Source organism: Plantactinospora sp. WMMB782 (assembly GCF_049179135.1).
Lineage (GTDB): Bacteria > Actinomycetota > Actinomycetes > Mycobacteriales > Micromonosporaceae > Plantactinospora.
The window spans coordinates 4,018,181-4,037,120 of sequence record NZ_JBMHMC010000007.1 but is presented as its reverse complement, the minus strand read 5'-3'; the positions used below and the strand labels follow the sequence as shown (position 1 = coordinate 4,037,120).

At 72.4% G+C, this 18,940-nt stretch carries 18 protein-coding genes; 10 read left to right on the top strand and 8 right to left on the bottom strand.

What is annotated here, in order from left to right; all coding sequences use genetic code 11:
- Window positions 1-197: 197 nt before the first annotated feature.
- From ACN28A_RS20490 to ACN28A_RS20480, 3 genes are all read right to left on the bottom strand, one after another.
- A complete protein-coding gene (locus tag ACN28A_RS20490; RefSeq protein WP_421391311.1) occupies window positions 198-1,352 on the bottom strand; it encodes a glycosyltransferase family 4 protein in 1,155 nt (384 codons plus the stop codon).
- Window positions 1,353-1,469: 117 nt separating this feature from the next.
- Entirely contained in the window at window positions 1,470-2,678 is a 1,209-nt protein-coding gene (locus tag ACN28A_RS20485; RefSeq protein ID WP_421391312.1) for an endonuclease/exonuclease/phosphatase family protein, read from the bottom strand.
- Window positions 2,678-3,751 (bottom strand): glycosyltransferase family 2 protein, encoded by a 1,074-nt coding sequence (locus tag ACN28A_RS20480; RefSeq protein ID WP_421391314.1) that lies wholly within the window; start codon window positions 3,749-3,751, stop codon window positions 2,678-2,680. Before ACN28A_RS20480 ends, ACN28A_RS20485 begins: the two co-directional genes overlap by 1 nt.
- A gap of 191 nt (window positions 3,752-3,942) precedes the next feature.
- On the opposite strand from ACN28A_RS20480, the gene ACN28A_RS20475 reads away from it, so the two are divergent.
- Both ACN28A_RS20475 and ACN28A_RS20470 read left to right on the top strand, forming a co-directional pair.
- Window positions 3,943-5,085, top strand: coding sequence for a glycosyltransferase family 2 protein (locus ACN28A_RS20475; protein ID WP_421391304.1), 1,143 nt, complete (start codon window positions 3,943-3,945; stop codon window positions 5,083-5,085).
- Window positions 5,082-6,080 (top strand): lysylphosphatidylglycerol synthase domain-containing protein, encoded by a 999-nt coding sequence (locus ACN28A_RS20470; protein WP_421391302.1) that lies wholly within the window; start codon window positions 5,082-5,084, stop codon window positions 6,078-6,080. Before ACN28A_RS20475 ends, ACN28A_RS20470 begins: the two co-directional genes overlap by 4 nt.
- Window positions 6,081-6,367: 287 nt before the next feature.
- Here the strand turns inward: ACN28A_RS20470 and ACN28A_RS20465 are convergent, their stop codons facing one another.
- Window positions 6,368-6,949: a hypothetical protein gene (locus ACN28A_RS20465; RefSeq protein WP_421391300.1), complete on the bottom strand. Its 582-nt coding sequence runs from the start codon at window positions 6,947-6,949 to the stop codon at window positions 6,368-6,370.
- A gap of 96 nt (window positions 6,950-7,045) precedes the next feature.
- Between ACN28A_RS20465 and ACN28A_RS20460 the strand changes: the two genes are divergently transcribed.
- The 3 genes from ACN28A_RS20460 (at window position 7,046) to ACN28A_RS20450 (ending at window position 9,831) form a co-directional block, all read left to right on the top strand.
- A complete protein-coding gene (locus tag ACN28A_RS20460; RefSeq protein ID WP_421391299.1) occupies window positions 7,046-8,245 on the top strand; it encodes a hypothetical protein in 1,200 nt (399 codons plus the stop codon).
- A gap of 67 nt (window positions 8,246-8,312) precedes the next feature.
- Window positions 8,313-8,744 carry a type VII secretion target gene (locus tag ACN28A_RS20455; protein WP_421391297.1) on the top strand — a complete coding sequence of 144 codons (432 nt, stop codon included), beginning with the start codon at window positions 8,313-8,315 and terminating at the stop codon, window positions 8,742-8,744.
- Window positions 8,745-8,823: 79 nt separating this feature from the next.
- Window positions 8,824-9,831, top strand: coding sequence for a hypothetical protein (locus tag ACN28A_RS20450; RefSeq protein WP_421391296.1), 1,008 nt, complete (start codon window positions 8,824-8,826; stop codon window positions 9,829-9,831).
- 18 nt (window positions 9,832-9,849) lie between these two features.
- On the opposite strand, the gene ACN28A_RS20445 is transcribed toward ACN28A_RS20450, so the two are convergent.
- Both ACN28A_RS20445 and ACN28A_RS20440 read right to left on the bottom strand, forming a co-directional pair.
- On the bottom strand, window positions 9,850-10,134 hold the full coding sequence (locus ACN28A_RS20445; protein WP_421391295.1) for a flavin reductase: 285 nt from the start codon (window positions 10,132-10,134) through the stop codon (window positions 9,850-9,852).
- 3 nt (window positions 10,135-10,137) lie between these two features.
- The gene (locus ACN28A_RS20440; RefSeq protein ID WP_421391293.1) at window positions 10,138-10,488 is read right to left on the bottom strand and encodes a hypothetical protein; all 351 of its coding nucleotides are present in this window, start codon (window positions 10,486-10,488) and stop codon (window positions 10,138-10,140) included.
- A 207-nt stretch (window positions 10,489-10,695) separates the two neighbouring features.
- On the opposite strand from ACN28A_RS20440, the gene ACN28A_RS20435 reads away from it, so the two are divergent.
- The 5 genes from ACN28A_RS20435 to argS all read left to right on the top strand — a co-directional run bounded on the left by ACN28A_RS20435 (window position 10,696) and on the right by argS (window position 16,853).
- Window positions 10,696-11,487, top strand: a complete 792-nt coding sequence (locus ACN28A_RS20435) for a DUF5753 domain-containing protein (RefSeq protein ID WP_421391292.1) — start codon at window positions 10,696-10,698, stop codon at window positions 11,485-11,487.
- Window positions 11,484-11,675, top strand: coding sequence for a DUF397 domain-containing protein (locus ACN28A_RS20430; RefSeq protein ID WP_421391290.1), 192 nt, complete (start codon window positions 11,484-11,486; stop codon window positions 11,673-11,675). Before ACN28A_RS20435 ends, ACN28A_RS20430 begins: the two co-directional genes overlap by 4 nt.
- Before the next feature lie 740 nt (window positions 11,676-12,415).
- Entirely contained in the window at window positions 12,416-13,015 is a 600-nt protein-coding gene (locus ACN28A_RS20425) for a hypothetical protein (RefSeq protein ID WP_421391289.1), read from the top strand.
- Between the two features lie 158 nt (window positions 13,016-13,173).
- The gene (locus tag ACN28A_RS20420) at window positions 13,174-14,760 is read left to right on the top strand and encodes an FAD-dependent monooxygenase (RefSeq protein ID WP_421391287.1); all 1,587 of its coding nucleotides are present in this window, start codon (window positions 13,174-13,176) and stop codon (window positions 14,758-14,760) included.
- 332 nt (window positions 14,761-15,092) lie between these two features.
- Window positions 15,093-16,853, top strand: a complete 1,761-nt coding sequence (gene argS / locus ACN28A_RS20415; protein WP_421391286.1) for an arginine--tRNA ligase — start codon at window positions 15,093-15,095, stop codon at window positions 16,851-16,853.
- Between the two features lie 15 nt (window positions 16,854-16,868).
- On the opposite strand, the gene ACN28A_RS20410 is transcribed toward argS, so the two are convergent.
- Both ACN28A_RS20410 and ACN28A_RS20405 read right to left on the bottom strand, forming a co-directional pair.
- Window positions 16,869-18,272 carry a TolB family protein gene (locus tag ACN28A_RS20410; RefSeq protein WP_421391284.1) on the bottom strand — a complete coding sequence of 468 codons (1,404 nt, stop codon included), beginning with the start codon at window positions 18,270-18,272 and terminating at the stop codon, window positions 16,869-16,871.
- A complete protein-coding gene (locus ACN28A_RS20405; RefSeq protein ID WP_421391283.1) occupies window positions 18,265-18,912 on the bottom strand; it encodes a SigE family RNA polymerase sigma factor in 648 nt (215 codons plus the stop codon). Before ACN28A_RS20405 ends, ACN28A_RS20410 begins: the two co-directional genes overlap by 8 nt.
- Window positions 18,913-18,940 lie beyond the last annotated feature (28 nt).

Sequence of the window (18,940 nt, the reverse complement as noted above, 5' to 3'; positions counted from 1 at the left end):
CTAGATCTACTTTGTGCCTGAGCGCGCATGCGCCGAGACGACCGCGACAGGCGGCCCGGGACCGCCGCCCGGGGCGGGAGCAAGGGGGTGGCGGCTTCGGGGTGGCGGCTTCGGGGTGGCGGCTTCGGGGTGGCGGCTTCGGGGTGGCGGCTTCGGGGTGGGTCGGCCGGCCCCGGAGGGCCGGCCGGTTGCGGTCGTCAGGCGGCGGCGCGCAGGGCGGCGACCCGGAGGCGGTCGCCGGCGGCGGCCCGGAACGCCTCCTCGTACGCGTCGATCGAGACCGTCACCCCGAACCGGGCCTCCGCCCGGCGGGCTCCCTCGACCCGGTCCGCCGCCGAGGTCGCGCCAACCCGGACCAGCGCCTCGGCGATGGCCGCCGGATCGCGCGGCGGCACCAGCTCGCCGAAGCCGGTGAGCTGGACCGGTACCCGCATCCCGGGCAGGTCGCTGGCGACGGACGGCACACCGGAGATCATCGCCTCGGCCTGCACGATGCCGAAGGACTCCTCGGCCACCGAGGTCAGCGCGAAGACGTCGATCGAGGCGTACAGGTCGCTGATCTCGGCGTCGGTGAGCCGGCCCAGGAAGCGGATCCGCCGGTCCCCGGCGGCGCGGGCCCGCAGCTCGCCGATCACGCTGCCGCCGGCCACCGAGCTGTGGTCACCGGCGACCAGCAGCCTGGCCTCCGGGTCGTCGATCAGCCGGAACCCGTCGACCAGGTGGGTCAGCCCCTTCTCCGCGGCGATCCGGCCGAGGAAGCCGACGTGCAGCCCGGACGAGCCCCGGAACGAGGGCCGGCCCGGCGGCCGGTGTACGCAGGGCGGCGGCACCGCGTGCACGGCCCGGTCCCGCATCACCGGCCAGTGCCGGGAGTGCTGGGCGTGGTCCACGTTGTTCACCATCACGCCGACCGAGCGGCGCAGCGCGGCCCGGACCGAGCGCTCCACGAGGTCGATCTGGGCCCGCGCGACCAGGCCGCCCGGCACCCAGACGTCGTCGTGGTGGTTGCAGACGATCGGGGTGTCGCCGGCCAGCCGGGCCACCAGGCCGGCCTCCAGCATCGGCAGGTGCAGGTTGACCACCGCCGAGTCCCGGGCGATCCGGCCGGCCAGGGCGGGAAAGCCGGGGCAGATCACCCCACGGCCCACCCGGGCCAGCACCGGGGCCCGGAACACCTGCACCCCGTTGCGTACCTCGTGCCTGGGCAGTGCCGGGTCGTGCTGGGAGGCGACGACCGCCACCCGCCAGCCCCGGGCGGCCAGCCCCTCGGCGACCACCCGGGCGACCTCGGTCAGCCCGCTGAGGTACGGGGTGTAGTAGGTGAGTACGACTGTCAGGTCGAAGCGCTTCATCGTGACCTCCAGATTGTGATGGGCGAAGCAGCCGGGAACTGGGCAGAGGAGTCGGGAACTGGGCAGAGGAGTCGGGAACTGGGCAGCGGAGTCGGGGGCCGGGCGACGGAGCCGGGATCAGTGCACGGAGATCGCCAGCTGCTGTGCGCTGTGGTCGGAGAGCCCGTCGTCGCCGGTCAGCCGGTATTCGTGCACGGTCAGCGCGCCCCGGGTGAAGGTCCAGTCGAGCCGCCACAGCCGGGGCAGCGGAACGCCCCTGGTCGGCCAGCTCGCCGGCAGCGGGGAGCCGGCGGTCGGGTCGTGCCGGCGCAGCCCGGCCCCGATCCGCCGCAGGTCGCGCATCAGGCTCGTCGAGTTCAGGTCGCCGCTGAGCAGTACCCGGTGCGGGTTCGCGGCCAGGTCGGCGTGCAGGGCGCGCAGGTGGGCGTCCCGGCGGTGGAACTGGCTGCGGACGAATTCGTAGAAGTCCGCCCGCAGCGGGCTACGGTCGATCTCCACCTGGACCGCCAGGTGCACGTTGTAGAACGACACCACTTCGGCACCGACCCGCACGTCGGTCCGGAGCGTCTTGCCGGTCCAGTACTCCGGCCAGTCCGTACCGGCCGGCGGGGTGCTGCCGTCGGCGGCCGAGAGCCAGCGGCTGGCGTCGACGGTCCGGCTGGCCAGCACCGGCAGCCGGGAGAGGGTGACCAGTTCACTGCCGACCACCACCTGATAGCCGGGGAACTCGGCACGCAGCCGATCCAGCGCGTCGATGCGTACCGGGCGGTCGGTGTAGTGCAGGTACTCCTGCAACAGGTAGACGTCGGCCCGCTGCGCCTTCAGGTAGGCGTAGAACCGGTCCGGGTCGTCGTCCTGGTCCCAGTACTCGGGGTTCCAGGAGAAGACCCGGACGGCGTCCGCCGGGGTCGCCGGGTCGGGCAGGGGCGCGGCCGGGGTCAACCCGGACCGGGGCGCGCCGAACAGCAGGGTGGCGACCAGCAGCACCAGCATCGGCGCGCGTACCGGCCGGGCGGCCAGCGGCACCGCGCCGAGCAGCACCAGCGGAACCAGCAGGAGCAGGATCGGCGGTGCCGTCTCGACCAGCAGCCAGAACCACCACCGTCCACTCAGGAAGGTGTGCAGCAGCAGGAGCACCGCCCAGCCGAGCCCGCCGCCGACCAGCAGCCGGGTACCGAGACACCACCGCCCACCACCACCCGCACCCGGCGCGGCGGTGCCCGGCGCCGTGCCGGGGTCCGGGAACGGGGCGCCGCCCGGTGCCGTGCCGGGGTCGGCGGGCGGGGTGACCGACGGTGGGCGGGGGGTGTCGAGGTCGGGCAGCATCAGGCCCGGCCCGAGACGGTGGCCGGGGCGGGCCGGGCGAGGTGCCGGGGCCGGACCAGCCAGCGCAGGGCGCCGACCGCCATTCCGGCCACCAGCACCAGGTGCACCAGCAGGTGCACGCCGAGGAAGTAGGCGGTGAACCGCAGGCCGCGCTGGGCGTACACGAAGCGGGGCAGCGCCGGGTCTGCCACGCAGAACGCCAGCGCCAACACCGCCGGCAGCGCCGCCAGCCAGCCCGCGAACGCCGGGGTGAGCGGGGCGAGGACGGCGAGCGGCAGGCTGCCCAGCAGCAGCGCGGCGGCGAGCACCCCGAGCGGGTGGTTGGCCCGCTCCAGGCGTACCCCGTCGGTCCGGCCGGCGGCCAGGGCCAGCGGGACCAGCGGTACGGCCCGGCGCCACTGCTCGGTCAGGATCGGCCAGAGCCGGCTGCCGTCGTCGTGCCGACCGACCACCGAGCCGGTGAGTACCACCCGGGTGTGCCGGGCCAGCCGGCTGCTGTACTCCACGTCCTCGCAGTCGCGCAGCCCCTCGTGCAGCGGGCCGACCGCCCGGAGTACGTCCCGGCGCAGCGCCGCCAGCGCGAAGATGACGGTACGCACCTCGCCGACGTGCCGCCGCCGCCAGTGCACCGCGTGCAGGATGCGGTACCGCTCCACCGGTCCGTCGTCGATCAGCGGCTCGGTGTCGTACGTCCCGTGCACCGCGCCGACCGCCGGGTTCGTCGCCAGGATGTCGACGGCATTGCCGAGGGCGTCCGGGGCGAGCGCCACGTCGGAGTCGAGGAAGAAGACCACCTCGCCCCGGGTGGCGGCGACTCCCGCGTTGCGGGCTGCCGAGACGCCCCGGTTCTCCGGTTGGCGCAGCACCCGGCAGCCGAGTTCCGCCGCGATCTCCCGGGACTCGTCGGTGCTGCCGTCGTCGACGAGGAGCACCTCCACCGGCCGGTACGTCTGCGCCAGTACCGACCGCAGGCAGGCGCGCAGGGTCCGCGCCGCGTTGTAGCAGGGTACGACCACGGAGACGGTGAGTGGCCCGGAGGCCGTACCGCTGATTCCGGTCCTGGTTCCAGTCATGGTCGCGGACGCTAGCCGCCGATGGTGGAGTCCTCCCCGACTACCGACCGTCGCCGCCGGTGACGGTGCGCGCTAGGGGTTTCCTCCAGCCCGACTACCCGGTCCGGCCCAGGTCGCCCGCCTAGCGTCTGCCGTCGACGGACCGCCCGGCGTCCCGATCGAGAGGCCCGAACGCAGTGGACACGACCGAGATGGACACGAGCACGATGGACACGACTGCCGGCACGGTCTCGGTGGTCATCCCCAGCTATCGCTCGGCGAAGACCCTCGCCGCCTGCCTGGACGCCGTCTACGCCCAGTCGCACGCGCCGCTGGAGGTGATCGTGGTGGACGACGCCAGCTCCGACGACTCGGCCGCGATCGCCCGCCGCTATCCCTGCCGGCTGATCGTCGCGCCGGTGAACCGGGGCGTCTCGGCGGCCCGGAACACCGGCGCGGCGGCCAGCCGGGGCGACGTGCTCTTCTTCGTCGACTCGGACATCGCACTCGCCCCGGACGCGCTGCGTTCCGCCCTGCGGGTGCTGGCCGGCGACCCGGAGTGCGCGCTGGTGCAGGGCATCTACGACTCGGAGCCGCTCTTCGCCGACGGCCCGGTCGAGGAGTACAAGACGCTCTACGAACACTTCTGGCGACGCCGGGCCGCCGGGCCGGTCACGGTTACGCTCTTCGCGCTCACCGCCGTCCGGCGGGAGGTCTTCGATCGGGTCGGCGGCTTCGACGAGGGGCTGCGGGACGGCGAGGACGTCGAGTTCGGCACCCGGCTGCCGGCCGGGGCCCGGATCGTGATGAGCGCCGAGGTGGTCGGCCGGCACGACGACGTGGACCGGCTCCGGCCGCTGCTGCGCGAGCAGTACCGCCGGGCCACCCTCTTCGCGGTCAACCTGGCCCGGGGACTGCGCCGGGGCGGGCGCGCCGGGGTGGCCACCGCCCGCACCGACGCGCTCGGCCCGGCGGCGGTGTTGAGTTGCGCCGCCACCCTGGCCAGCCTGCCGCTGCCGATGCTGGCGCTGCTCTCCGGTCTCGGTACACCAGGGCTCGGCTCCGGTGCGGCGCCGCCGCTGGTCGACCTGCCGGCGCTGCCGCTGGCGCTGCTCGGCCTGCCGGCGCTGGCCGCCGCCGCGTTCCTGGCCGCGAACCGGGAGCTGCTCGGCTTCGTCCGGCGGGTCCGGGGGGCCCGCTTCGCCTGCCGTTTCGCCGGGCTGCACTTCCTGCTGACCGCCGCGACGGTGTTCGGCACCGGCGTCGGGCTGCTCCGGTTGCTCCTCGCACCGTGGCGCTGGCCGACGGCCGGCTCCGCCGCACCCGCCCGGGTCGCGTCGGGAGCCCTCCGATGACCGCCGACATCCTCCGGGTACGCCTCGGCGTGCTGCGCCGGGTCGCCACCGTACTCTTCGGAATCGCCCTGGTGGTCGGCGTCGCGGTCGCGCTGCGCGACGCGGACTGGGCCGCCGTACGCGACCTGGCCGGGCCGGCCGAGCTGAGCCTGCTCGGGCTCGCCCTGCTGGTCAACTCGGTGGGGCTGGTGCTCGGGATGCTCTCCTGGCGCCACCTGCTCGCCGGTCTCGGCTCGCCGGTCGGGGTCTGGACCGCCGCCCGGATCTTCTTCGTCGGCATGATCACGAAGTTCGTGCCGGGCCGGTTCTGGGCGCTGATCGCCAACATCAGGATGGGCCGGACCGCCGGGGTGACCCCGGCCCGGATGGCCACGGTCTACGTGCTGAACATCGCGGTGATGTCGCTGACCGGGCTCACCGTCGGGCTGGTCGCCGCACCGAGCGTGCTCGGCGGGCGGGGCGGCTGGCTGCTGCTGGCCGCGCTGCCGGTGCTGGCCTGCGCGATCCGGCCCGAACTGGCCAACCGTTGGGCGGCGGCGCTGGCCCGGCTGCTGCGCCGGCCGGCACCCGCGCCGGCCGGGCACCGCGACCTGCGGTACGCGATCGCGGCCCAGGCGGTCTCCTGGCTGGTCGCCGGCCTCCAGTTCTGGCTGGTCGCGGTCGCCGCCGGTGCCCCGCCGGCAGCCTCGTTCCCGGTCTGCGTCGGCGCGTTCGGGCTGGCTGCCGTGGTCGGCAGTTTCGTGGTCTTCGTACCCGACGGCATCGGGGTGCGCGAGGGCATCCTGATGGTGGCGCTGACCGGACTGCTGCCGTTGCCCACCGCCGGGGCCGTGGTGCTGGTCAGCCGGCTGATCTGCACGGTCAGCGAGATCGCCTCGGCCGGCGTGGCGCTGCTGGCCGCCGAACTGATCCGCCGCCGCGCCCGACCGCCGGCCCCGGCCGTGCCGGCCGGCACAGAGTCGCCGGCCGGCACGGAACTGCCGGCCAGCGTCTGAACCCGCCGGCTGGTCGCGGTCATCGGAGCCCGCGACCGTTCACGGCTCGGCCGGAGCCCGCAACCGTTCACGGCTCGGCCGGAGCCCGCAACCGTTCACGGCTCGGCCGGGGCCCGCGACCGTTCACGGCTCGGCCGGGGCCCGCGACCGTTCACGGCTCGGCCGGAGCCCGCAACCGGTCGCGGGCCATCCGGATCTACCCCGGTCCCGGGCCCGTCCGGATCCCGCGCGCTCACGCACCATCCGGATCCCGCCCGGTCGCGACCGGGCGGGCCCGGCCGGGCGGCTCAGCGGCGGTTCCGGTTGCGGGTCCGCAGCTCGGTCATCAGCTCCCGCCACCGGCGGGGAATGCCGATGTCGAAGTACTCCGACTTCAGGCCGATGATCTTCATCTCCCGGTCGCTGAGCAGCGACTTCATCGCGGAGTGCAGCTCGGCCAGGAAGGCCGTCTCGCCGAGTCGCCGGATGCTGCCCGGCTCGATGTCGACGTTCCACTGCATCAGCCCGTAGGTGCGCACCCGCACCGCACCACCGGCCGACACGCCCTCACCCTCGATGGCGTTCAGCTCCACCTCGTACTGCCGCCGGTACGGGTCGTCGCTGGGCCGCTCGGCGTCGGCGAGCTCGTCGGAGCTGAGCCCCTGGGACAGCCGGTACGCCTCGGAGCGGGCCCGGTGGTACGCCACCCAGGTGGTCACCCCCAGCCGGGCGAGCTGGTGGCTGAGCTGCTCCTCGTCGTACCTGTCGAAGGCGCCGGGCGCGAAGGTGATCTCCACGTCGTGATAGTTGGAGACGCGTGCCCGGATGCGCTCGTCGGGAGAGTCCACCGTGACAACCATGTTGTCGAGGTACTCACCGATGTGGGGCATGTCGCTCCTTCCGATGGGAAGCGTCTGGCGGCGTCACCATAAACCTTCCACGCACGAGGATTCGACCACTTGGTGTGCTGTGGTAGACAAAGGTCCATGCTTTCACCACGTCGGGTCGCCGTGCCGCTCGCCGCGCTCGTGATCGGGGCCGCTCTGGTCCCGCCCCCTCCGGCATACGGCGGGGCGGTCGATGTCGACGTGTTCGCGGGTACCGGAACGGCCGGGGGGACCGGGGACGGCGGTCCGGCCTCGGCGGCGGCGCTCGACCGTCCCGCCGGGGTGGCGGTGGCCGCCGACGGCTCCGTCTACCTCAGCGACGCCGGCAACCGCCGGGTCCGGAAGGTGGCCCCGGACGGCACCATCTCGACCGTCGCCGGCAGCGGTCGGGCCGGCACGCCCGGCACCGAGGTGACCGACGGTACGCCCGGCACGGAGGTGGACCTGGCACTGCCGCAGAGCCTGGCGGTCGGTCGCGACAACACGCTCTACATCGCGGACACCGGTCTGGCCCGGGTGTTCCGGCTCGCTCCGGACGGCCGGCTGTCGGTGGTCGCCGGCACCGGCGTGCCGGGCCCGATCGGCGACGGTGGGCCGGCGGCCCGGGCCTCCTTCGGCCAGCTCGGCGGCCTCGCCGTCGCATCCGACGGCACCGTCTACGTCGGAGACCTCCGTAACCACCGGGTCCGGGCGGTGACGCCGGACGGGACCATCAGCACGGTGGCGGGAAACGGGAACAGCCAGCTCGTCGCCGCGGGCGGGGAGGCCACCACTGTCCCGGTGCCGAGCCCCGGAAGCCTCGCCGTGGACGGCGGAGGCGACCTCTGGATCGCCGACGGGCTCGTGCTGCACAGGCTGACCGGCGGCAAGCTCGGCACGGTCACCCTGCCCGACCAGCCCGACGGCGCACGGTGGGAGCTTTCCGAGGCGGGAAACTGGCCGCCGCCGGAGCCGCCGATGAACAACGTCGCCGCCGTCAGCGCGGCCGGCGACCAGGTCTACGCCCTCGACCAGTCGGCCCGGACACTGCTGCGGCTGGGCGACGGCGCCGCACTCGGCACCGTGGCCACCCTCGACGCGGCCGGGAGCCCGGTGGTCGGTCCGGTCGCCGTGAGCGCCTCCGGCGTCGGCTATCTCGTCGACAACGCCGGACACCGGGTGTATTCGTTCCGCCTGTCCGCGCCGAACGCGGAGACCCCGGACGGCGACTCGTCGGTGCCGTGGTGGCCGTTCGCGGCCGGCGCCGTCCTCGTCGTGGTCGTCGTCGTCGGCTGGCTGGTCAGGCGACGGTCCCGCTGAGCCGGGACCCCTCCGCGCGTCCGCGCAGTACCCGAATTCCACAGCGAAACAGCCGAAGGAGCCCTTGATGGCAGAGATCGTCGGTGGCGACCTGTACCACCTCTGGCGGGTGTCCGACGTACACCTGCCCCGGATCGCGGACGTCTACTACGACGCCAGCCGCAGCCTCGGCGGCGCGACCGGTGACGACGGCGGCGGGTTCCGGGCCAACACCCCGACCGGGCCGGGCGGCACCATCATGTCCAGCGCCGGAGCGGCGGCCTGGGCCGCGCTGCGCGACGAGATGCAACGGATGTACACCCAGACCGGCGGGACGATCCTGAACGCGGCAGAAGCGCTCCGGATGGCCCGCCAGGCGTACGTCGACGCCGACATGGCCAGTGCCGACGCCCTGTCGCAGTACCTGGCGGACCCGGCGAACCACGACCCGAACGACCCGGCGTCGAACCCGCCCGCCGAGGGCGCCGACGACCATCCCGGCGAGCCCTACCAGGGCTGACCGGGCGGGGCGACAACCGCACAGACCTGGATCCGCAAGCCGACGCCCCGAACGGGGGGCAGTTGAAGGAGCGTCAGCAGTGAGCAGCCAAGTTGACACGCCGGCAGACCTGGCCGGCGGGACGTACAAGGGTACGGTCCGGGAGAAGGCTTCCCAGCTCAAGCAGGAGCTGATCCGGCAGACCCTCGACGACATCGAGTCCTGGCGCAAGGCCGTGGACCTCGAATGGGCGCAGACGCACCCCGAGTCCCCGCACTCGCCGATCCCGCCGGAGGAGATCGAGGGATACCGGAACACCGTGCGCAACGAGTACTACGAGTGGGTCGAGCCGGCCTTCGAGAAGTACCTGGAGCCCGATCCGGACGCCACCAACCCGATGATCGCCTCGCTGCGTACGATCGAGAGCTCCTTCGGAGGCAGCCAGGACGACGCGGGCAACTTCAGCGGCGCCAACTCGGCGCTGTCCCGGATCAACGACGTCCGCACCGACATGAGCCAGTGGCAGGGCGACCTCCAGGTCAACTTCATCGACAACTTCGTCAGCCCGTTGCAGACCGCGTCGATCAACCAGGCAGCCGTCGCCAAGGTGGTACGCGAACAGCTCGAGTGCAACAAGATCCTCTACATCCGCTACCGCAAGGGCATCATCGAGTTGCTCGACAAGTCGATCCAGGCGGTGCAGACGCTCAACAACGGCAAGGATCCGAAGAGCTTCACCTGGGGCACCCTGGTCGGCATCGCGGTCGGTACCGGCCTGACCCTCGGCCCGGCCGGCTGGGCGATCGCCGGTGCGGTGCTGATCGCCGGCAGCACCCTGTCCCAGGGCCTGGTCCCGGACCCGCCGAAGACAAACGAGTTGAGCGCCCCGACGGCCCAGGAGGTCGCGGTCAAGGTCTCCGAGGCGATGATCAAGATGGACGGCGACATGGTCGAGGAGGAGCGGAAGGTCGAGCAGGCGCTGAAGAACCTCCTCGACACCATCGGCGACGCCCGCACCGCCTCCGGCCCGCTCGCCGTGCCGGAGCCCGCGATCAGCTCCGCCCGGCCGGGTGAGATCACCGACGGCTCGCTGCGCCCGCACGACTGAACCGTCCCGTCCCCGATCTCAGCGGCGACGGGGGACCCAGTAGAGGATCTGGCTGGTGACCAGGGCCGGGTGTGTGTCGGGTAGTGCTTCCAGGGCCCGGGTGAGGTGTGCGGCGAGGTACATCAGCAGGCCCACCCGGTCACCCCGGAAGCCGATCAGCAGGGCGAGTCGGGCCGGCGCGCACGGCCACGGGTCGGAGCAGCTCTGGCAGCGGTACGCCTGGGCCGGCAGGTGCCGGCCGGTCGGATAGCGTCGCGGGTTGCGCCGCATGTGCCGGTACCAGCGTTCCTGCGGCCCGATCACGGCTCACACCTGCTGCCGCTGCCGGGAGCGCGCGGTCTGGGCCGGGGTCAGCGCCCCGGGCCGGCCATTCGCCTGGAAGGAGCGGGTCGGTGCGTCCAAGCCGGGGCGGCGGTTGACCGCCCGGGGCCGGGCCGGCGAGGGTGGAGCGTCCGGCTGCGCTGTCGGCGTCGCCGCGCCGCGCCGGGCTGTCCGGTACGCCGTCCCGGTCAACGGCGGCACCGTCGGCGCGTACGGCATCGGCACCGGCTCGACCGAGTCCGGGCAACGCCAGCGGAAGCCGCACCGGCAGTACCGCCAGAGCCGCCGCCAGTCCCGGCGATGACGGTTCTTCTTCGTTCCGCGACCGAACATCATCCGGCCCTCCCATCCGTGGAAATTGCGTTCTCCGATCACCGGTGGCGGGTGCGGTGGACCCACCGAAAGTGTCGGTTCCACCTTGGACGAGCAGGCCCTACGCTGGGAACGGCTTATCCGCCGGTGGGTGCGGCTGACAGATTCAGGCAGTGCGTGAATGGCCGGTGGAGAGCTGTGAATAATTGATCTATCTCCTGGGGAATCCTGATGACCGAAGTACCGGAACCACTTGCCGCATTCATCGTTTCCGAGATCCGCCAGGGCAGGCAGAGCACCGGAACGACGCAGGAGGCGTTCGGGCGGGTGGCGAACTTCTCCGCCTCACACGTCAGCGCCGTCGAGAAACGGACCCGGGCCCTGACGATGGCCTTCATCGCCGGTGCCGACCGGGCCCTGAAGACGGGCGGGGTGTACGAACGCCTGGTCACCGCGCTCGGCACCCCGACCTGGCTGCGCGAGTGGATCGACCAGGAACGCGAGGCGGTCGCCCTGCGGTCCTTCCAGAACGCGGTCCTGCCGGGCCTGTTCCAGACCGAGGCGTATGCGCAGGCGCTGCTCAGTGGCGCGCTGCTCACCGACGAACAGTTGCGGCAGAAGGTCGCCGAGCGGCTCGACCGGCAGTCCATCCTGACCCGGGACGACCCGCCGCAGGTCATCGCCGTCGTCGACGAGTGCGTGATCCGCCGGGTGATCGGCGGGCGCGAGGTGATGCGGGACCAGTTGGCCCACCTGCTCAAGCTGAGCGCGACTCCCCTGGTGCAGATCCAGGTAGTACCGGCCAACATCGGGTCGTACCCTGGACTTGGCGGGCCGTTCGTGTTGGCGACCCTGCCGACCAACGTGGACGTGGGCTATCTCGACAACCAGTTGCACGGGCAGGTGGTCGAGCAGCCCGCCGAGGTGTTGCGGTTGCGTCGGGCCTGGGATGCCATTCGGGGCAGCGCACTGGCGGTACCGCAGTCAGCCGACCTGATCAGGAAAGTGATGGAGCAGCTATGAACCTGAGCGGCGCCCAGTGGCACAAGAGCACGCGCAGCAGCACGAACGGCGGGGACTGCGTCGAGGTGGCCCGCAACCTGTCCGAGGTCGTGGCCGTACGGGACAGCAAGGACACGACCGGACCGGTACTGGCCTTCGCCCCGGCAGCCTGGCGGGCCTTCGTCGACGAGGTCACCCGACGCCCGTAACACGATTGCCCGCAACACCTGTCGCACCGACACCGACGCACTGGCCGAAATGGACAACCTGTCACCTGCTCAGCCCCAGCGGGCCAGCAGGGCGGCGCAGTAGGCGTCGACGTCCTGCGGCTGACCGGGGTGCGCCGGTGTTCCACCTCGGCCACCGCGTCGGCCACCGGTTCCGCCCACTGGCGGAGGAAGATCGAGCCCCCGACGTGTGACTGGTGCCGTACCTCGCCGGTCGGGCGGCGCACTGTCCAAAGCATCGACGGATGGCTATCAGGAATCGGCCCACCGCAACGTCCCCGAAGTGCTCCGGCACGGGCCGTAAGCCGAGCACCCCGAATTCCCGCGACAAGCACTCCTTTCCGCGGTAGCACGCGCGACCCCAGCACAGACAAATCACCGCCGAACTCCACTCTGCACATCTGAATGGTCCTTATCGGTCGACGGTTGAACCCCGGTTGTACGCTGACGGCATTCCCGGGGGGGGGGGGGGGGGGGGGGAGTGACTATCGGCGAATGAGGGCGCGGCACCGAGATGAGGGCGGATGGGTAAGCAGCGGACCCGACGGCGCAACAGGCGCGGACAGACGGAGGCAATGGTCGAGCGAGTCGACCCGGGCCCGCCGCGACAGCCGAGCCGCCGCACGACGACATCCGACCGTGGCCGTTCCACAGGAACCGATTCTCGCCGTTCGACGACAACCGGGCCGGCCGAAGCCGAGGCGTCGCAGTACAACCTCATAATGGAAAAGGTCGCGCAACCCGGGCCGGTGTTGGCGGTGCTGCTGATCTCGGGGCTCATCGCAGCGGGCTGGCTGGCTCCCCGTTACGTCGCCGACCCCACCACCATTGCCGGCCCGGCGCGCTACGTGGTCGCGGCCGGCCTGGCGGTCATAGCATTCCTGTCGTTCTCGACGCTGAACCTCGTGGCCTACTGCCTGATCGTGGCGAGGCAGTCCGAGCCGACGAAACGGTTCGTCTCGGCGGTCGGAAACCGCGCCGCCATAGGCGCGATCCTGGGTACGCTGCTGGGCCTGCGCATGGCGAGCATGATGGTCGAGCGGCCGGCGACGAACCCAGCCGTCCAGCCGACGACCTTCCTGGAATTCGAGAGCAACCTGAGCAACACGATCACGCTCGTCACACTGGCGCTGATCGGCACCGCGTGGCCCTACTGCTGGGGCCCGGTCAGGGCCTCGATGACCGCCTTCGCATCGAAGCCGCCGCTGGCGGCCCACGCCGGCAAGTTGGGTTTCGCGCTCGGGGCGACCTTGCTCCTCAGCAGTCACTTCCTGGGATTCGGCGTGGCGCTGGCCGTGTATCGCGGCGTCGCCAATCCGTAGCCGGTCGCCAATCCATAGCCGGTCGGCAAACCACAGCCGCACGCAGGGAAAATCCCTGCCACTACCAACATATACCGCACCCCCGGACTTGCGGCAAGACCCCCGTCGTGGCGCACAATCGTCGGCCGAAGACAACAAGCGGCAACCGGGGGGATTCCATGTTCGATGTCATCGTCGTCGGCGGTGGCCCGACCGGCATGATGCTGGCGAGCGAATTACGACTGCGCGGCGTCGACGTGCTCGTGCTGGAAAAGGAGACCGAGCCGCCGCCGTTCGTACGATCGCTCGGGCTGCACGTACGCAGTATCGAGATACTGGACCAGCGGGGCCTGTTGCAGCGGTTCCTCGACAACGGCAAACAGCACCCGATCGTCCCCGGCGCCGTCCGAGGATTCTTCGCCGGCATCGAGAAGCCCGCCCCCACCGGCCTGGACACCGCACACGGCTACGTTCTCGGCATCCCGCAGACGCTCACCGACCGGCTGCTCGCCGAGCATGCCGCCGAGGTCGGCGCCGAGATCCGGCGCGGCACGGCGGTGGTCGGACTCGAGCAGCACGACGACGGCGTCACAGTCCTCGTGCGGAACACACCCGGGGAAGACGAGTCCGCGGGGCCGTTGCGGGCACGGTTCGTCGTCGGCTGCGACGGTGGACGCAGCACGGTTCGGAAACTGCTCGGGATCGGATTCCCCGGTGAGCCGTCGAGGATCGACACGCTGCTGGGCGAGATGGAGGTGACGGCCTCCCCGGACGATGTCGCCGCGGTGACGATCGAGGTGCGCAAGACCGAGAAGCGGTTCGGGATCGGGCCGTCGGGCAGGCCGGGAGTGTTCCGGGCGGTCGTACCGGCGGAGAACGTCGCCGAAGACCGCTCGGTGCCGCCGACGATCGAGGAGTTCAGACGCCAACTGCGCAGGTACGCCGGGACCGACTTCGGCGTGCACTCCCCTCGCTGGCTGTCCCGCTTCGGCGACGCGACCCGGCAGGCCGAGCGCTACCGGGTCGGCCGGGTGTTCCTGGCCGGAGACGCCGCACACGTCCACCCGCCGATGGGCGGGCAGGGGCTCAATCTCGGCATCCAGGACGCGTTCAACCTCGGCTGGAAGCTGGCGGCGGCAGTCCACGGCTGGGCACCGGACGACCTGCTGGACAGCTACGAATCCGAGCGGCATCCGGTCGCCGCCGACGTGCTCGACAACACCCGCGCCCAGCTGCACCTGACCGTCGACGAGCCCGGACCGCAGGCGGTTCGGCGGCTGCTGGCGCGGTTGATGGACCTCGACGACGTCAACCGGTTCCTGGTCGAGAAGATCACGGCAATCGGCGTCCGGTACGACTTCGGCACCGGCCATCCCCTGCTCGGCCGGCGACTGCGCGACGTCCGCTGTCAGCACGGGCGCCTCTTCGAGCTGATGCGCACCGGCAACGGGCTGCTGCTCGACCAGACCGGACGGCTCTCGGTGCACGGCTGGACCGACCGGGTCGACCGGCTCGACCACGGCCCGGTCGCGGCGCACGGCAGGGACGGCGTGAGCGGCGCGGACGGCGCGAACGACCCGGACGGCAAGGACGACCCGGACGGCAAGAACGACCCGGACGGCAGGAACGGCTGCGACGCGTTGGGCGTACCGGCGGTGCTGCTCCGGCCGGACGGGTACGTCGCCTGGGTCGGTGACGATCAGCGGACGCTCGACGTCGCGCTGGCCAGGTGGTTCGGCAGCGCAGGAACCCTTGCCGCGGGCTGAGCGGACGCTGCCGAGGACTGCGACACTCCCCGGGATGCCCGGCGCACGGAAATCCGGTACACCCCGGGGCCGCACTTCCGGATACCCTGGCGCCGTGGCCAGTCCTGCCGACGCGGCGTACCCCGACCTCTCCGGTCGGCTGGTGTCCTCGGCGTACCCCACTGTCAGCCGACGGCGTCCGGTGGCTCGTTCCCGAGCCCGCCGAGACCGCCTGGGCTGACCACTCCGATCACCACCGGCGGAATCGATCCGCCGGTGCCGCCGTACGCGATCGATCCGCTCCCAGCACCGGTGGTCCGGTCAACGGACCGGAGCGAGGAAGGCGTACCCGGATGAATCTCGAAAGCCTGCTCAGCGACCGGCTGGCGCGGTCGTTCGCGGCCGTCGCCGCAGCCGGCCCGGTGGACCCGGTCGATCCGACGGACCTGCCGGATCGGTTTGTGGATCCGGTGGTCCGGCGCTCCCGGCACGCGGACTTCCAGGCCGAGGCGGCGCTGTCCCTGGCCCGCCGGCTCGGCCGGCCACCCCGGGAGATCGCCGCCGAGGTGGTCGAGCGGGCCGCACTGGCCGACCTCTGCTCGGCGGTCACCGTCTCCGGCCCCGGCTTCGTCAACCTCACCGTCTCCGACCGCCTGCTCGGCGACCTGGTGTCGACGATGGCCGCCGACCCCCGACTCGGCGTGCCCGTCACCACCACCCCCGAAACCGTGGTGGTCGACTACTCGGCCCCGAACGTGGCCAAGGAGATGCACGTCGGCCACCTCCGGTCCACCATCATCGGCGACGCCGTCGCCCGGCTGCTCGACTGGCTCGGGCATCGGGTGGTCCGGGCCAACCACCTCGGCGACTGGGGCACCCCGTTCGGGATGCTGATCGAGCACCTGGTCGACCTCGGCGAGTCGGCGGCGGTGGCCGAGCTGTCCATCGGCGACCTGGACTCGTTCTACAAGGGAGCGCGAGTCAAGTTCGACGCCGACGGGACGTTCCGGGAACGGGCCCGGCAGCGGGTGGTCGCACTCCAGGGCGGCGACGAGGCGACGCTGCGGCTCTGGCGGCTGCTGGTCGCCGAGTCGGAATCGTACTTCCTGGCCGTCTACGACCGGCTCGACGTGCTGCTGACCCGGGCCGACTTCGTCGGCGAGAGCCACTACAACCCGATGCTCGGCCCGGTCACCGACGAACTCGACCGGCTCGGCCTGCTCGTCGAGAGCGGCGACGCGGCCTGCGCCTTCCCGGCCGGCTTCCCCGGCCGGGACGGCGAGCCGGTCCCGCTGATCGTGCGCAAACGGGACGGCGGTTACGGGTACGCCGCCACCGACCTCGCCGCGCTCCGCCACCGGATCGGGGAACTCGGCGCCACCCGGCTGCTCTACGTCGTCGGCCTGCCGCAGCGGCAACACTTCGAGATGGTGTACGCGGTCGCCCGGCAGGCCGGCTGGCTACGTCCGCCGGCCCGTGCCGAACACGTCGGCTTCGGGCTGGTGCTCGGGCCGGACGGCCGGAAACTGGCCAGCCGGTCCGGTGACTCGGTGAAGCTGGTCGAACTGCTGGACGAGGCGGTGGACCGGGCGGCGGCGCTGGCCCGGCAGAAGAACCCGGACCTGGACCCGGCGACCGCCGCCGCCCTGGGCCGGGCGATAGGCGTCGGCGCGGTCAAGTACGCCGACCTCTCCGCCGACCGGACCAGGGACTACGTCTTCGACTGGGACCGGATGCTCGCCCTCTCCGGCAACACCGCCCCGTACCTCCAGTACGCGCACGCGCGGATCAGGTCCATCTTCCGGCGGGCCGGACAGCCAGCCCCGGCCGGCGTACCCGTCGCGGTCGTCGCGCCCGCCGAACGGGCCCTGGTACTCGAACTGCTCGCCTTCCCGACGGTCGTCGACACCGTGGCGGAGACGCTCGAACTCCACCGCCTCGCCGCCCACCTCCACGCGGTGGCGGTCGCGTTCAGCGGCTTCTTCGAACACTGCCCGGTACTCCGCGCCGAGCCGGCCGTCCGGGACAGCCGGCTCGTCCTCTGCGACCTCACCGCCCGGGTCCTCCGGCACGGCCTGCACCTGCTCGGCATCGCCACCCCGGACCGGATGTGAGAAGCCCGCAAGCCCTCACCCGGGCGCCTCGGTTCGTCGGTGGGCTCTTCGCCTGCCGACGAACCGCCGGCACCACCGGACGAACCAGCCGAGCACCGGGGCCAGCACCAGACCCGCCGACAGCAGTGCCCACCACTGGGCGGCGAACGGGGACGGACCCGGGGACGGACCGCCGAACCGCCCCGCCTCGACCAACTGACGGGGCACCGCCATCCCGGTGACCTCGTCGGCCGCGTCGACAAGCAGCTCCAGCTCGCCGTTCCGGTTCACCGCCACCAACACCGTGTGCCGGGACGTCAGCTCGGCACCGGGGGTGTACGACAGCACCGGCTCGACCCCCGCCCGCCAGCCGAGTACCTCGCCCGGCCGGCCCGGCAGCGCGATCGGTGCCCCGGCGCTCGCGCCCGTACCGGCGTCGACGAACTCGATCCGCCAACGCTGTGCCGCGAGTCCGCTCTCGTCGCAGAAATCGGTGCAGCCGTCGACCGCGAGAATCGCCAGCCGCCTGCCGTCCGGGCTCCATGCTCCGGTACCGCCCAACTGCCGGTGGCCGAGGTCCAGGCTCCACCGTTCCCGTCCCGTGGCGACGTCGAGCACGGCGAGCCGCCGCTCCCCGTCGACCGCGTGCTGGCTGGCGACCGCCACGGAGGCGCCGTCCGGGGAGTACGCCGCCGTCCCGTACGCCTGTTGGCCGCCCTTGACCAGGTCGCGGAACTCCCCGGTGGTGGTGTCCACGGCGACGAGATCGTCGGGGTGCTCCGGATCGTTCAACTGCTGCCCGTCCGGGCCGTACGAGATGCCCTCGTCGTCGTTGTTCCGCCCGCACACGAGCCAGCGCCCGTCCGGCGACCAGGCCAGCGGGGTGAGGCCCCTGCCGGACGCGGACGAGGAGCGGGAGCCCGATCCGGAGCCGGATGCGCGGCCGAGCTGGCGTTCGTCTCCGGTGGCCAGGTCGAGCAGGGCGGGGCCGAAACGCGCGTAGTACCGACCGTCCGGGGAGAGCACTCCCCGGGTCTCGCCGATGTCGAGGTACACCAACCGGTAGGCGCCGTCCCGCCCCACCACCACCCCGGTGTCCTCGAAGTAGCGGGTCGCACCGGTGAAGAACATGATCGTCGCCGGCCCCGGCGCCCACTGCCGGGCGGTGGCCTGCCACAGCCACGGCACCTCCACCCGACCGGGTACCGCAGGCTCACCTGCCGCCGAGCCGTCCCCCACCACCCGAGAGGGCCCCGGCGACGATCCGGTGAGCAGCGACGGCGCCAGCACCGCACCGGCCAACAGCACGGCGGCACCGGCCACGGCGGCGAGCCGGACCCGTCGCCGACGCCGCCCGCGACGCCACAGGTCGTCGGGCAGCCGGACCGGTGCCATCTCGTCGGCCTGTGCGGTAAGCGCGCCACGTATCCGCTCATCCATTGTCGGCACTCCTCTCCCCCGCCGGCACCTGAAGTGCTGGCCCGGCTCCAGGAGGCCGGCCGGGCGCCCGAACGCCGTCCAGGTCGCGGACGCCGTCCAGGTCGCGGACGCCGTCCAGGTCGCGGACGCCGTCCAGGTCGCGGACGCCGTCCAGGTCGCTCAGCTCCGGTGCCATGGCGCGCAGCCGGGCCAGCCCGTCCCGCACCTGGCTCTTGACCGTGCCGACCGAGCAGCCGAGCACCTCGGCCGTCTGCGCCTCGGTCAGGTCCTCGAAATAGCGCAGCACCAGCGCGGCCCGCTGTCGCGGCGCGAGTCGGGACAGCGCCCGGCGGATCACGATGGAGGTGTCGAGTTGACCGGTGCCGTCCGGCACTACCCGGTCCGGGACGTCGGCGTGCGGGATCGCCAACGGACGCCGACGCCGCCACCACGAGACGTGCTGGTGGTAGAGGACCCGCCGGACGTACGCCTCCGGATCGCCGGAGGCCACCACCCGCTCCCAGTGCCCGGCCACCTTCAACAGCGCCGACTGGACGAGATCCTCCGCGAGATGCCGGTCGCCGGTGAGCAGGTACGCCACCCGGGACAGCGCGGTTAGCCGCGCTCCGACGTACGCGCGGAAGGACTCCTCAGCGTTCACACCCACCCCCTCATCCCATACACGCCTG